The sequence below is a fragment of the Xanthomarina sp. GH4-25 genome, assembly GCF_045363175.1.
Lineage (GTDB): Bacteria > Bacteroidota > Bacteroidia > Flavobacteriales > Flavobacteriaceae > Xanthomarina.
The window spans coordinates 216,871-229,047 of the sequence record NZ_JBJFLO010000003.1 but is presented as its reverse complement, the minus strand read 5'-3'; the positions used below and the strand labels follow the sequence as shown (position 1 = coordinate 229,047).

The following is a 12,177-nucleotide window of genomic DNA, read 5'->3' as shown; positions in this document are numbered from 1 at the left end:
TTCTATTTCAATACAAACGATACAAAAACAATATATAGAATGAAATGTGCTTTAATTACTGGTGGGTCTAGAGGGATTGGCAAAGCTATCTGTGTCCAATTAGCAAAAGATTCAGACTATCATATTCTTATAAACTATAACAGCAACAAAACAGCTGCACTTGAAACTTTAAAAGACGTTGAAGCCGAAGGGAATACTGGAGACATTCTTCAATTTAACGTTACAGATGCTGACCAGGTTAAATCAACTTTAGATACGTGGCAAGAAAAGAACAAAGAAGCTACCATTGAAGTAATAGTAAACAATGCAGGAATTACCAAAGACGGTTTGTTTATGTGGATGCCGCAAAGCGATTGGCAAGACGTTATCAACACCTCTTTAAATGGTTTTTTCAATGTAACCAACCATCTTATTCAAAAAATGTTGCGAAACAGATATGGTCGTATTATTAATGTTGCTTCAGTTTCTGGTGTTAAAGGCACAGCAGGGCAAACTAATTATTCTGCTGCTAAAGGCGCTTTGGTAGCTGCAACAAAAGCTTTAGCTCAGGAAGTAGCAAAACGTAAAATAACCGTTAATGCTGTGGCACCTGGATTTATTAAATCGGACATGACAGCCGAATTAAACGAAAGTGAATTAAAAAACTTAATTCCAATAAATAGATTTGGAGAACCTGAAGAAGTGGCTTATGCTGTTTCTTTTTTAGCATCGAAAAAAGCATCGTATATTACAGGAGAAGTTATTAATATCAATGGAGGGATTTACTCATAAATTACATAGAAGATGAGGAGAGTTGTGATAACAGGAATGGGAATTTATTCTTGTATTGGAGAAAATTTAAATGAAGTAAAAGAATCATTATACAAAGGTAAATCTGGAATAGTCATAGACAAAGAAAGAACAGAATTTGGCTATCGTTCTCCTTTAACAGGAATGGTTAATATTCCAGATCTAAAAAAATCTCTTTCAAGAAGACAACGCATCAGCCTTGGCGAAGAAGGAGAATACGCCTATATTGCTACAGTCGAGGCTTTAAATCAAGCTGAAATATCTCAAGAATTCTTAGACCAAAACGAAGTGGGAATTCTTTATGGAAACGATAGTACAGCAAAGTCTATTATTGAATCGAATGATATAATAAGAGATAAAAAAGACACAACACTTGTTGGTTCTGGTGCTATTTTTAGAGGCATGAATTCTTCCGTTACCATGAATCTTTCAACCATTTTTAAATTAAGAGGTATCAACTTTACAATTAGTGCTGCATGCGCTAGTGGCTCTCATTCTATTGGCATGGCCTATCAATTAATTAAAAGTGGTTTACAAGATTGTATTATTTGTGGTGGTGCTCAAGAAATCAACAAACTAGCCATGGGTAGTTTTGATGGTTTAGGTGTGTTTTCAACAAATACAGATAATCCAGAAAAAGCATCTCGACCTTTCGATAAAAACAGAGATGGCTTAGTACCAAGTGGAGGTGCAGCGACTCTCATATTAGAAACATACGAATCTGCTGTGAATAGAGGAGCAACTATTTTAGGCGAAGTAATTGGTTATGGATTTTCTTCAAATGGAGACCATATTTCAACTCCAAATGTCGATGGACCAGCAAGAGCTATGAAAATGGCAATCAAACAAGCAGGTATTCATCCAACAGATATACAATATGTAAATGCCCATGCTACCTCAACTCCTGTTGGCGATGCTAATGAGGCAAAGGCTATCTTTGAAGTATTTGGTGAAAATGGCCCTTATGTAAGCTCAACAAAATCTATGACTGGACACGAATGTTGGATGGCTGGAGCGAGCGAAGTGTTATATTCAGTCCTAATGATGCAGAATGATTTTATTGCGCCAAACATTAATTTAGAGGAACCAGACGATGATGCTATAAAATTAAATTTAGTTAACAAAACGCTAGATAAAAAAATTGATGTACTTTTGTCCAATTCTTTTGGATTTGGAGGAACAAATTCAGCATTAATAATTAAAAAAATATAGTGTAGTAATGAATAAAGAGGTTATTATTGAAAAGATAAACGACTTTCTTATCGATGAATTTGAAGTTGAGAGTGAAGACATTTCACCAAATGCTAACTTAAAAGAAACTCTAGAATTAGACAGTTTAGATTTTGTAGATCTTGTGGTTGCTGTAGAATCTAATTTTGGTGTTAAATTGGTTGGAGAAGATTTTATCAATGTTAAATCTTTAAGCGATTTCTATACACTTATTGAAAATAAACTAGCCTAAAAAACTAGACTTTATAATATATGGCTGCAGAATGGCAAGGTAAATCCAGAGGAACCGTTCTTGGGTACAAAATCTTCGTGTTTTTCATGAAGAAAGTTGGAATTGGTGCAGCCTACTTTATCTTATTTTTTGTAGCTGCTTATTTTTGTCTTTTTTCAAAAGACAGCACAAAATCCATCTATTATTATCTAAAACATCGGTTAAATTATTCTAAAGCTAAAAGTTTTATAAATATTTATAAAAGCTATTATGTTTTTGGTCAAACCATTCTGGATAAAATTGCTATCTCTTCAAATTTAAGTCATAAATTTACTTACGAGTCAGATGGTGTTCATCTTATAAACGAAACCCTTAAAGAAAAAAAAGGAGGTATTTTGATTAGTGCTCATGTTGGAAATTTTGAAATTTCTGAGTATTTTTTTGGAGAACTTGAAGAAAATGCGTCCATAAGTTTACTTACTACAGACATTGAACACACAGCTATTAAAGACTATTTAGATAGTGTTAGAAAAAAATCGAACATCAATCTAATAATCATAAAAGACGATTTATCTCATATCTTTGAAGTCAATGCAGCTTTAGCAAGAAATGAAATTGTTTGTATTACTGGAGATCGATACATTAAAGGCTCTAAATTTCTAACAGAAAAACTTTTAGGAGAAGAAGCCAAGTTCCCGGCTGGCCCTTTTATGTTGGCTTCCAGACTGCATGTTCCAGTGTTGTTTGTATATGTTATGAAAGAACCTAAGAAACATTATCATTTATATGCTAGAAGAGCAACTGCTAAGCATAGAGATGCGCAAGCTTTATTAAAAGAATATACCGAAAGTGTTAGCTGGATGTTAAAAAAATATCCTTTACAATGGTTTAACTATTTTGATTTTTGGAGTTCGTTCAAAAAATAATTAAAGATTTATGAAAGAAATTTTAGTCATACATTATTCGCAATCTGGCCAATTAACAGAGATTGTAAATAATATTGTTTCACCTTTAAAAACTGAAGAAACAAATCTAACTTTTCTAAATATTGAAATGGAAAACCCATTTCCGTTCCCTTGGAACAAGAAAGAGTTTTATGGTGTTTTTCCAGAAACTTTTCTTCAAATTCCACAAAAAACAAAAATAGTTCCAGAATCCATTCTTAATAAAAAGTACGATTTAATAGTTTTTGGCTATGCCATTTGGTATTTAACTCCATCCTTGCCTACAACTTCCTTTTTAAATTCTCCAGATGCTAAAAAATTATTTGCAAACACACCAGTAATAACAGTTATAGGTTGTAGAAATATGTGGATAATGGCACAAGAAAAAATGAAGAGAAAGCTAAAAGATCTTCAAGCAACTTTGGTAGGAAATATTGTTCTTGCTGATAGACATATTAATCATATTAGTGTGATAACTATTGCACAATGGATGTTCTCTGGAAAAAAAGAACGTTTTTTAGGAATCTTTCCAAAACCAGGAGTGTCTCAAAAAGATATCGATGAATCTGTTAAATTTGGACTAGTAATAAAAAATCACTTATTAACTAATAATTATAGTACCTTACAACCCGAACTTTTAAGCCAAGATGCTGTAAAAATTAAACCATTTTTAATAACTGTTGACAAAAGAGCAAACATTTTATTTTCAAAATGGGCACATTTAATTCAATCGAAAGGAAGAAAAAACGTCTCAAAAAGGCAATTATTCGTTAAAATGTTTAATTATTATCTTTTATTTGCCATATGGATTATTGCACCTATCGTATTTATCTTATTTTTGCTCACTTATTTACCTTTATATGGTAAAATAAAAAAAGATAAGATCTATTACTCATCTGTTGTATTAAAATAGAAGGTACTAAAAAAATGAAGGAAGTTTACATTACAAAAATATCAAAATTTTTACCCAATCGTCCCATTAGTAATGACGAAATGGAAGATAAATTAGGCATAATTGATGGAAAATCTTCTAAAGGGAGACGTATTGTTTTACGTAATAATAAAATAACAACAAGATATTATGCTATTGATGATCATGGAAACATGACTCATAACAATGCACAATTAACTAAAGAGGCAATTGTAAAATTATATGATGATACCTTAAGTCCAAACGACATTGAATTATTATCTTGTGGCACATCGAGTCCAGATCAAATATTACCTTCCCATGCAGCCATGGTTCATGGATTCTTAAAAAACGGGAATACAGAAATAAATTCACCTTCAGGAGCATGTTGCTCTGGAATGAATGCGTTAAAATACGGTTTTCTAGCAGTAAAATCTGGACAAACAGAAAATGCTGTTTGTACAGGTTCAGAACGCACATCTTCTTGGATGAAATCGGATACCTTTGAAGACGAATTAAAACATTTAAATACCCTTGAAGAAAACCCTATTCTAGCTTTTAATAAAGATTTTTTACGTTGGATGCTTTCGGATGGCGCAGGAGCTTTTTTATTAGAAAACGAACCAAATGGAGAACTTCCTCTGAAAATTGAATGGATGGAAGGGTATTCTTACGCTCACGAATTAGAAGCATGTATGTATGCTGGAGCCGATAAGCTTGAAAATGGCTTTTTAAAACCATGGAGCGAGTACCCCTCGGATCAATGGAGTAAAAAATCATTATTTGCCATGAAACAAGATGTCAAACTTTTAGGCGAAAACATTCTTGTAAAAGGTGTTGACAGCTTAAAAATGGCTATCGAGAAACATGGTTTAAAACCAGAAGATGTTGATTATTATTTACCACATATTTCTTCATATTATTTTAAAGAAAAACTATACGAAGAAATGGTAAAACAAGGCGTTGAAATCCCTTGGGAAAACTGGTTTATGAATTTAAGCAAAGTAGGGAATGTTGGAGCCGCATCCATTTATATTATGTTAGAAGAGTTATCCTCTTCAGGAAAATTAAAAAAAGGAGATAACATATTGCTATCTGTTCCAGAAAGCGCACGTTTTGCTTATGCTTATGCCCTTTTAACAGTTTGTTAAAATGATACAGCATTCATTTCCAATAACAGATATCTCTCATTTAATTCCTCAGAAAAAACCCTTTGTGATGGTAGATACCTTGTTGGATTTCACCAATAGCAAAGTCGTTTCTTCATTTTTAATAAAAGAAGACAACCTATTTGTAAAAAACAATATCTTATTAGAGTCTGGTCTTATTGAAAATATGGCCCAAACCGTTGCACTTCATACAGGTTACGACTTTTTTATTAAAAACGAAGAAGCACCAACAGGATATATAGGTTCAATTAAAAAAGTTGAAATTTCAAAACTGCCAGCTTTAAACGATATTATCACAACCAAAGTAGATATTTTACACGAGTTTAATGGTGTTACCATGGTTGCGATTAACGTATTTAATAATGATAATGAAGAAATAGCCTCTAGTGAAATGAAAACGGTTATTGCTAACTAATGGATGGTCACTATTTAGACATAAAAAAATTCTTACCACATCGTGCGCCGTTTTTAATGGTAGACCAAGTATTGTCTATCGATGACGAGCATGTTTCTACTTCATTTAATATTAAACCAAACTGTATTTTTAATGAACTTGGTGTTTTTAATGAAGCAGGTTTACTTGAGAATGCAGCACAAACCTGTTCATCTATTGTTGGAAAAAGTTTTTTTAAAGAAGATGATACTGAAGGTGAAGGTGTAAAATTAATAGGGTTTATTAGTGCCATAAAGAAAGTAGTTGTGAGTCTGTGCCCAAAAGTAGGCAGTACTATAGTAACAAATGCAAAACTAAAATCTAGATTCGATACAGACCAATATAGCATCTGTACAATAATTTGTACTACAACACTAGACCATAAAGAATTACTATCTTGCGAATTAAATTTGGTTATACAAGAAGTCAAATAAATTCAGTATGAAAAAAGATGAAGTCCCACAGGATAAGAGTAATCTAGAATCGGCAAATTTTAAAGAATTGTGTTATGCTGTCGATGAGAATGGAGAATATACAACCGTTAATAGTTCCGGTTGGGACCCAAAAACCATTGCATTAAACAAAGCTATTGAAGATATTAAAGAACGTGTTGAAGATGCCAAACAACGTGTTTTAAATAACCAAAGCAGCCCTATTGAATATTACATGGAATTTCATAAAATGGACCTTCCTATTTTAGCTAGTTACGTTGGTATGTGGAAATGGCGTGTAAAAAGACATTTCAAACCCAAAGTATTCAATAAATTACCTAAAAAAATACTACAAAAATATGCAGATGTTTTCGACGTGAGTATGGAACAACTAAATAACATAACCCTTCATGGAAATTAATTTCACACATCATCAATCGGCACATTGCGAAAACGGTGTGATTTCTAATTTAATGAAACATCATGGTTTTCAAGTTAGTGAACCTATGGCTTTTGGTATTGGTTCTGGCTTGTTGTTTTGTTACATTCCTTTCTTAATGGTAAACCATGCACCAGCTTTTACATATAGAGCTTTACCAGGGATTATTTTTAAACGTTTTGCTAAACGTGTTGGAATAAAAATAAAACGAGAAAAATTTAAAAACCCGCAACAAGCTAAAGCTCGATTAGACGAGAATTTAAAAAATAACAACCCTGTTGGACTTCAAGTTGGTGTATATAATTTGGTGTATTTTCCAGATGAATATCGTTTTCATTTTAACGCACATAATTTAGTAGTTTACGGTAAGCAAAACGACACCTATTTAATTAGCGATCCTGTTATGGAAACGGTAACCACCTTAACAGACAAACAATTGGAAAAAGTCCGTTTTGCTAAAGGAGCCTTCGCTCCAAAAGGACACATATATTACCCTGTAGATTTCCCAAAAGAATTAGACTTAGAGAAAGCCATTGTAAAAGGCATCAAACATACTTGTAAAGACATGTTGGCTCCTATTCCTGTTTTAGGGGTTAATGGTATTCGACATACTGCCAAACTTATTAGAAAATGGCCAAAGAAAAAAGGTGTTAAAAAAGCCAATCATTACTTAGGTCAAATAGTTAGAATGCAAGAGGAAATTGGAACTGGAGGTGGAGGTTTTAGGTATATTTTTGCAGCTTTTTTACAAGAATCTAGTAACATATTAAATAAACCAGAACTTTCTAATCTGTCTAAAGAAATGACGTTAATTGGCGATTCATGGCGGGATTTTGCAGTAGATGCTTCAAGAATTTATAAAAACCGAAGCGCTAAAGAAGATGCTTATAACAACGTGGCGACACAACTAGAAGTTATTGCAGATAAAGAAGAGGTCTTCTTTAAAAAGTTAAAGAACGCTATTAAATAAAAATGATCAACATTGAGCACATATCTAAAAAATATAAACATGCAGATAATTATTCTTTATCTGACTTAAATCTGCTCATTACTGAAAAAGAAATCTTTGGTTTATTAGGCCCCAATGGTGCTGGCAAAACTACATTAATTTCCATTTTATGCTCGCTTATTAAACCTACTTCTGGCTCCTTCTCTATTGATGGATTAACCTACCAGAAGAACAAAAATGAACTTAAGCAGCTTATTGGTATTGTGCCACAAGAGTATGCTTTATATCCTTCGTTAACAGCTTTTGAGAATTTAAAATACTTCGGAAGCATGTATGGTTTAAAAGGAACTGTTTTAGACAATAAGATAAATAACTCTTTAGAACATTTAGGACTTGCAGCTTTTGCTCATAAAAAAATTGATACGTTTTCTGGTGGCATGAAACGTCGCATCAATTTAATTGCAAGCATTCTTCACAACCCTAAAGTCTTGTTTCTAGATGAGCCAACAGTTGGTGTGGATGTGCAATCTAAAAACGTTATTATCGAATTCCTTCAAGAATTAAATAAAAATGGAGCCACCATTATTTACACCTCACATCACTTAAACGAAGCTGAGACCTTCTGTACTAGAGTTGCTATTATAGATCATGGAAAATTAGTTATTAAAGGGAAACCAAAAGAATTGATTGAGAATAGTGAAGGCTCACACAATTTAGAAGATGTTTTTATAAGTATCACTGGAAAAGCCTTAAGAGATCATGCATAAATTAAAGGCTTCAGCACACAAAGAGTTTTTATTGCTTATACGCGATATTGGTGGTATTGCCATACTTTTCATCATGCCATTGGTATTAATTGTAACTATTACACTCATTCAAGATAGTACATTTAAAACAGTTTCTGATGCCAAAATTCCTATTCTGGTAGTAAATAACGATCAGGGTAAAGTTTCTGAAACTATTTTAAAAGGATTAGAAGAATCTAATGCTTTTGAAGTAAACATAAAAGACACCGAAGACATTGCAAAAGATTTGGTCTTTAAAGGGACTTTTCAATTAGCTATTATTATTCCTGAAGGCTTAAGTTCTGGATTAGAGCAAAAAGTAGCTCAGAATGTGGAAGGTATTATTGAAAAATTTGGTTTAGAAGATGAAACTGAAGGTCCTCCAAATCAAATCATAGAAAGTAAAGTGGTAAAACTTTATTTCGATCCTGCAACACAAATAACTTTTAAAAGCTCTGTAAAAAACGGGATTGATAAAATGGTTGCTAAAATTGAAACAGAATCCATTTATAAAGCATTTCAAGAACAAATAACAGACGACCCAACAGAAACTATTTTTGAAACTGAAAACTTCATCACTTTTAAAGAAATACTTCCTAAAAAAGATAATGAAGAACTTATTCCAAATTCGGTACAACACAACGTTCCAGCTTGGACCTTGTTCGCTATCTTTTTTATAATTGTACCTCTTTCAATCAATATCGTAAAAGAAAAAAGTCAAGGGACTTTTGTTAGGTTACGTACAAATCCGGTTTCCTACGCAACCGTTTTAGGAGGTAAAACACTTGTTTATTTAGTGGTCTGCCTTATTCAATTTGTATTAATGCTCTTAGTAGGAGTTTATTTATTTCCAGCCATAGGTTTACCAACCTTAGATATTTCTGGTAGATTACCATTGCTTTTTGTGGTAGCTATTTTTGCTGGTCTGGCCGCTATTGGCTTAGGCTTATTATTAGGTACCATTGCTAAAACTCAAGAGCAATCAGCTCCTTTTGGAGCAACGTTTGTTGTTATTCTAGCTGCTTTAGGAGGTGTTTGGGTTCCTGTCTTTATCATGCCAAAATTCATGCAAACACTCTCTAATATTTCGCCGATGAATTGGGGGTTAAATGCATTTTACGATGTATTTTTGCGTCATGGTTCCTTGTTAGATATTTTACCTGAAATTAGCTTGCTATTCCTGTTTTTTATAGCAACCACATTAATTGCCATTGTTTATAATGAAAAGAAAAACACCGTTTAAACCAAAAGAAATCGTTCACAAAAGTCAAGTGCGTGTACGCTTTGTTGAAACAGATCCGCTAGGAATTGTTTGGCATGGCAATTACATTCAATATTTTGAGGATGGTCGTGAAGCTTTTGGAAGACATCATGGTATTTCTTATTTAGACCAAAAAAAATACGGTTTTGCTACACCAATTGTAAAATCCAGCACAGATCATAAATTACCTTTGCGATATGGAGATATAGCGACTATTAAAACCATTTATGTAGATAGTCAGGCTGCAAAAATGGTGTTTCGTTACGAAATTTACAACCAAAACGATCAGCTGGTTTGTACAGGTGAAACCATACAAGTATTTGTAGACAAAATTGGAGAAGGAGATTTGTGGCTAACCATTCCATCATTTTTTAAAGATTGGAAACAAAACGTAGGCTTACTGGATGAATAAAACATTTGTTTCATATAATAACATAGTTTCATCATTAGGTTTTAATAGTGAAACGGTTGTAGAAAACATTCGCAATGAAGTTTCTGGTTTGAAATTAATAGACAATAAAAATGTCCTACCTGAACCTTTTTATTCAGCATTAATAAATTCTGAAGAACTAGAACAAGCATTTTTAAAACTTCAACCTAAAGAGGATTTTACACGATTAGAAAAAATGATGATCACTTCTTTAAATGAAGTTATTCAAAGTTCAAAAATTGAATTAAACGAACGCGTAGGATTCATTATTTCAACAACAAAAGGCAATATTGATGCCTTAGATGAAAACAACCCGTTTCCAATAGAACGTGCTTATCTAAGTGAATTAGGTAAAAATATCAAAGAGTTTTTTAGTTTTAAAAATGACGCCATAGTTGTTTCAAACGCCTGTGTTTCTGGTATTTTAGCAATAGCTATTGCTAAAAGATACATCCAGCAAAACACTTACGACCACGTATTTATTGTTAGTGGAGACGTGGTTACAGAATTTATTCTATCGGGTTTCAATTCCTTTCAAGCTTTAAGCAATGTGCCTTGCAGACCTTACGATAAAAATAGAACAGGAATCAATATTGGCGAAGTTGCTGCAAGTGTTTTGGTAACTAATAACTCTAAAAATCTTTCAAACAATGCTGTTGAAATCTTAGGAGAAAGTTCCTGTAACGACGCCAATCATATTTCTGGTCCATCTAGAACTGGAGAAGGGTTATACAGAAGCATGTTCTCTGCTTTAAATCAAGCAAACCTTAAAACTAAAGACATCGATTATATTTCGGCTCATGGAACTGCAACCATGTTTAACGATGAGATGGAAGCTATTGCTATAAATAGATTAGAATTACAAAAGGTGCCCTTAAATAGTTTGAAAGGCTATTTTGGACACACTTTAGGAGCTTCAGGATTATTGGAAACTATAGTCGGTATGCACTCCTTGTTTAATAATACTCTTTACGCATCGAAAGGCTTTGAAACCTTAGGTGTTTCGAAACCCATAAATGTTATTACAAAAACAACATCAAAAGAATTAAAAACCTTTTTAAAAACGGCTTCAGGTTTTGGAGGCTGTAATACTGCTGTTATATTTAAAAAAATTAATCAAACTAAAAATCATGTCTAAAAACCCTATTAAAGCTATAGATGCTATTCAAGAAGCACAAAAAATTGCTTTTGCTCCATTTGTATTTCAAGCCGTTGTTTCATTAAGAAATCTTGGGATTTTCGACCTTATTTTCGAAAGAAGAAAAAAAGGAGGAATCTCTATTGAAGATATCGCATCAGAATTATCTCTTAGCGCTTATGGAGTAGGTGTTTTATTAGAAATTGCAGAAAGTTCGGATATTGTTTCTAAAGACGAAAATAACCATTACGAATTAACAACTATTGGGTATTATTTAAACTCCCACAAAACGGTTGATGTCAACATCAACTTTACACAAGATGTTTGTTATAAAGGATTGTTTCATTTAGAAGAAGCAATCAAAACAGGTAAACCTTCTGGCTTAAAAGAATTAGGAGATTGGAGCACTATTTACGAAGGCCTATCGCAATTAACACCAGAAGTTCAAAAAGCTTGGTTTGAATTTGATCATCATTATTCAGACGATGTGTTTCAAGAAGCATTAGAAACTGTTTTTAGAAACAACCCAAAAACTCTCTACGATGTTGGTGCAAATACTGGAAAATTTGCTATAAGTGGGAGCAAATACAACGATTCCGTTTCTATAAAAATGGTCGATCTACCTGGACAGTTAAAAATTGCGCTTGGCAATGTAGCAGAAGCAGGATTTAAAGACAGAGTAACACATCATGAAATAGATTGGTTATCTGAGAATCCACAACTACCAAAAGGCGCCGATACTATTTGGATGAGTCAGTTTTTAGATTGTTTTTCAGAAGATGAAATTCTAACCATTCTAAATGCTTGTGCTGCTGCTGTAAATGATGATGGAGAAATTCTAATCATGGAAACATTTACCGATAGACAACGTTTTGACAATGCCAGATTTGCACTTGAAGCAACATCACTTTATTTTACAGTTATGGCAAATGGAAATAGTAAAATGTATCCAGCCAAAGTATTTATGAAACTTATAGATCAAGCAGGATTGGTGTTAAAAGAAGATATTGCTGTTGGAGAATATCACACCATTTTAGTTTGTAAAAAAAAGTAATAAC

General features: G+C 32.9%; 15 protein-coding genes. All 15 read left to right on the top strand.

Going from position 1 to position 12,177, the window contains the following annotated elements; all coding sequences use genetic code 11:
• Window positions 1-39: 39 nt before the first annotated feature.
• Genes fabG through ACI5KZ_RS05560 form a run of 15 tightly spaced genes read left to right on the top strand, consistent with a single transcriptional unit; the run spans window position 40 to window position 12,173 of the window.
• Window positions 40-771: a 3-oxoacyl-ACP reductase FabG gene (gene fabG, locus ACI5KZ_RS05630; RefSeq protein ID WP_109309358.1), complete on the top strand. Its 732-nt coding sequence runs from the start codon at window positions 40-42 to the stop codon at window positions 769-771.
• 12 nt (window positions 772-783) lie between these two features.
• Complete coding sequence (locus tag ACI5KZ_RS05625) at window positions 784-2,001, top strand: beta-ketoacyl-[acyl-carrier-protein] synthase family protein (RefSeq protein WP_406847166.1); 1,218 nt, start codon at window positions 784-786, stop codon at window positions 1,999-2,001.
• A 7-nt stretch (window positions 2,002-2,008) separates the two neighbouring features.
• Entirely contained in the window at window positions 2,009-2,251 is a 243-nt protein-coding gene (locus ACI5KZ_RS05620; RefSeq protein WP_109309356.1) for an acyl carrier protein, read from the top strand.
• Window positions 2,252-2,271: 20 nt separating this feature from the next.
• Entirely contained in the window at window positions 2,272-3,156 is an 885-nt protein-coding gene (locus tag ACI5KZ_RS05615; RefSeq protein ID WP_406847165.1) for a lipid A biosynthesis acyltransferase, read from the top strand.
• Between the two features lie 10 nt (window positions 3,157-3,166).
• On the top strand, window positions 3,167-4,087 hold the full coding sequence (locus ACI5KZ_RS05610; protein WP_109309354.1) for a hypothetical protein: 921 nt from the start codon (window positions 3,167-3,169) through the stop codon (window positions 4,085-4,087).
• A gap of 14 nt (window positions 4,088-4,101) precedes the next feature.
• The gene (locus ACI5KZ_RS05605) at window positions 4,102-5,235 is read left to right on the top strand and encodes a beta-ketoacyl-ACP synthase III (RefSeq protein WP_406847164.1); all 1,134 of its coding nucleotides are present in this window, start codon (window positions 4,102-4,104) and stop codon (window positions 5,233-5,235) included.
• Between the two features lies 1 nt (window position 5,236).
• Window positions 5,237-5,668: a hypothetical protein gene (locus ACI5KZ_RS05600; RefSeq protein WP_406847163.1), complete on the top strand. Its 432-nt coding sequence runs from the start codon at window positions 5,237-5,239 to the stop codon at window positions 5,666-5,668.
• Entirely contained in the window at window positions 5,668-6,120 is a 453-nt protein-coding gene (locus tag ACI5KZ_RS05595) for an ABC transporter permease (protein WP_406847162.1), read from the top strand. The genes ACI5KZ_RS05600 and ACI5KZ_RS05595 overlap by 1 nt, the downstream gene beginning before the upstream one ends.
• A 7-nt stretch (window positions 6,121-6,127) precedes the next feature.
• Window positions 6,128-6,538, top strand: coding sequence for a hypothetical protein (locus ACI5KZ_RS05590; RefSeq protein ID WP_109309350.1), 411 nt, complete (start codon window positions 6,128-6,130; stop codon window positions 6,536-6,538).
• A complete protein-coding gene (locus tag ACI5KZ_RS05585; protein WP_406847161.1) occupies window positions 6,528-7,526 on the top strand; it encodes a BtrH N-terminal domain-containing protein in 999 nt (332 codons plus the stop codon). The genes ACI5KZ_RS05590 and ACI5KZ_RS05585 overlap by 11 nt, the downstream gene beginning before the upstream one ends.
• A 2-nt stretch (window positions 7,527-7,528) precedes the next feature.
• On the top strand, window positions 7,529-8,272 hold the full coding sequence (locus tag ACI5KZ_RS05580; protein ID WP_109309348.1) for an ABC transporter ATP-binding protein: 744 nt from the start codon (window positions 7,529-7,531) through the stop codon (window positions 8,270-8,272).
• Entirely contained in the window at window positions 8,265-9,533 is a 1,269-nt protein-coding gene (locus ACI5KZ_RS05575) for an ABC transporter permease (RefSeq protein WP_406847160.1), read from the top strand. The genes ACI5KZ_RS05580 and ACI5KZ_RS05575 overlap by 8 nt, the downstream gene beginning before the upstream one ends.
• Window positions 9,511-9,963, top strand: a complete 453-nt coding sequence (locus ACI5KZ_RS05570; protein WP_109309346.1) for a thioesterase family protein — start codon at window positions 9,511-9,513, stop codon at window positions 9,961-9,963. Before ACI5KZ_RS05575 ends, ACI5KZ_RS05570 begins: the two co-directional genes overlap by 23 nt.
• Entirely contained in the window at window positions 9,956-11,119 is a 1,164-nt protein-coding gene (locus ACI5KZ_RS05565; RefSeq protein ID WP_406847159.1) for a beta-ketoacyl-[acyl-carrier-protein] synthase family protein, read from the top strand. Before ACI5KZ_RS05570 ends, ACI5KZ_RS05565 begins: the two co-directional genes overlap by 8 nt.
• Window positions 11,112-12,173 carry a methyltransferase gene (locus tag ACI5KZ_RS05560; protein ID WP_406847158.1) on the top strand — a complete coding sequence of 354 codons (1,062 nt, stop codon included), beginning with the start codon at window positions 11,112-11,114 and terminating at the stop codon, window positions 12,171-12,173. Before ACI5KZ_RS05565 ends, ACI5KZ_RS05560 begins: the two co-directional genes overlap by 8 nt.
• Window positions 12,174-12,177 lie beyond the last annotated feature (4 nt).

What these genes read in the sequence shown, in the direction of transcription:
- fabG (WP_109309358.1), top strand. Translation starts at nt 40, where the DNA reads ATGAAATGTGCTTTAATTACTGGTGGGTCTAGAGGGATTGGCAAAGCT.
- ACI5KZ_RS05625 (WP_406847166.1), top strand. Translation starts at nt 784, where the DNA reads ATGAGGAGAGTTGTGATAACAGGAATGGGAATTTATTCTTGTATTGGA.
- ACI5KZ_RS05620 (WP_109309356.1), top strand. Translation starts at nt 2,009, where the DNA reads ATGAATAAAGAGGTTATTATTGAAAAGATAAACGACTTTCTTATCGAT.
- ACI5KZ_RS05615 (WP_406847165.1), top strand. Translation starts at nt 2,272, where the DNA reads ATGGCTGCAGAATGGCAAGGTAAATCCAGAGGAACCGTTCTTGGGTAC.
- ACI5KZ_RS05610 (WP_109309354.1), top strand. Translation starts at nt 3,167, where the DNA reads ATGAAAGAAATTTTAGTCATACATTATTCGCAATCTGGCCAATTAACA.
- ACI5KZ_RS05605 (WP_406847164.1), top strand. Translation starts at nt 4,102, where the DNA reads ATGAAGGAAGTTTACATTACAAAAATATCAAAATTTTTACCCAATCGT.
- ACI5KZ_RS05600 (WP_406847163.1), top strand. Translation starts at nt 5,237, where the DNA reads ATGATACAGCATTCATTTCCAATAACAGATATCTCTCATTTAATTCCT.
- ACI5KZ_RS05595 (WP_406847162.1), top strand. Translation starts at nt 5,668, where the DNA reads ATGGATGGTCACTATTTAGACATAAAAAAATTCTTACCACATCGTGCG.
- ACI5KZ_RS05590 (WP_109309350.1), top strand. Translation starts at nt 6,128, where the DNA reads ATGAAAAAAGATGAAGTCCCACAGGATAAGAGTAATCTAGAATCGGCA.
- ACI5KZ_RS05585 (WP_406847161.1), top strand. Translation starts at nt 6,528, where the DNA reads ATGGAAATTAATTTCACACATCATCAATCGGCACATTGCGAAAACGGT.
- ACI5KZ_RS05580 (WP_109309348.1), top strand. Translation starts at nt 7,529, where the DNA reads ATGATCAACATTGAGCACATATCTAAAAAATATAAACATGCAGATAAT.
- ACI5KZ_RS05575 (WP_406847160.1), top strand. Translation starts at nt 8,265, where the DNA reads ATGCATAAATTAAAGGCTTCAGCACACAAAGAGTTTTTATTGCTTATA.
- ACI5KZ_RS05570 (WP_109309346.1), top strand. Translation starts at nt 9,511, where the DNA reads ATGAAAAGAAAAACACCGTTTAAACCAAAAGAAATCGTTCACAAAAGT.
- ACI5KZ_RS05565 (WP_406847159.1), top strand. Translation starts at nt 9,956, where the DNA reads ATGAATAAAACATTTGTTTCATATAATAACATAGTTTCATCATTAGGT.
- ACI5KZ_RS05560 (WP_406847158.1), top strand. Translation starts at nt 11,112, where the DNA reads ATGTCTAAAAACCCTATTAAAGCTATAGATGCTATTCAAGAAGCACAA.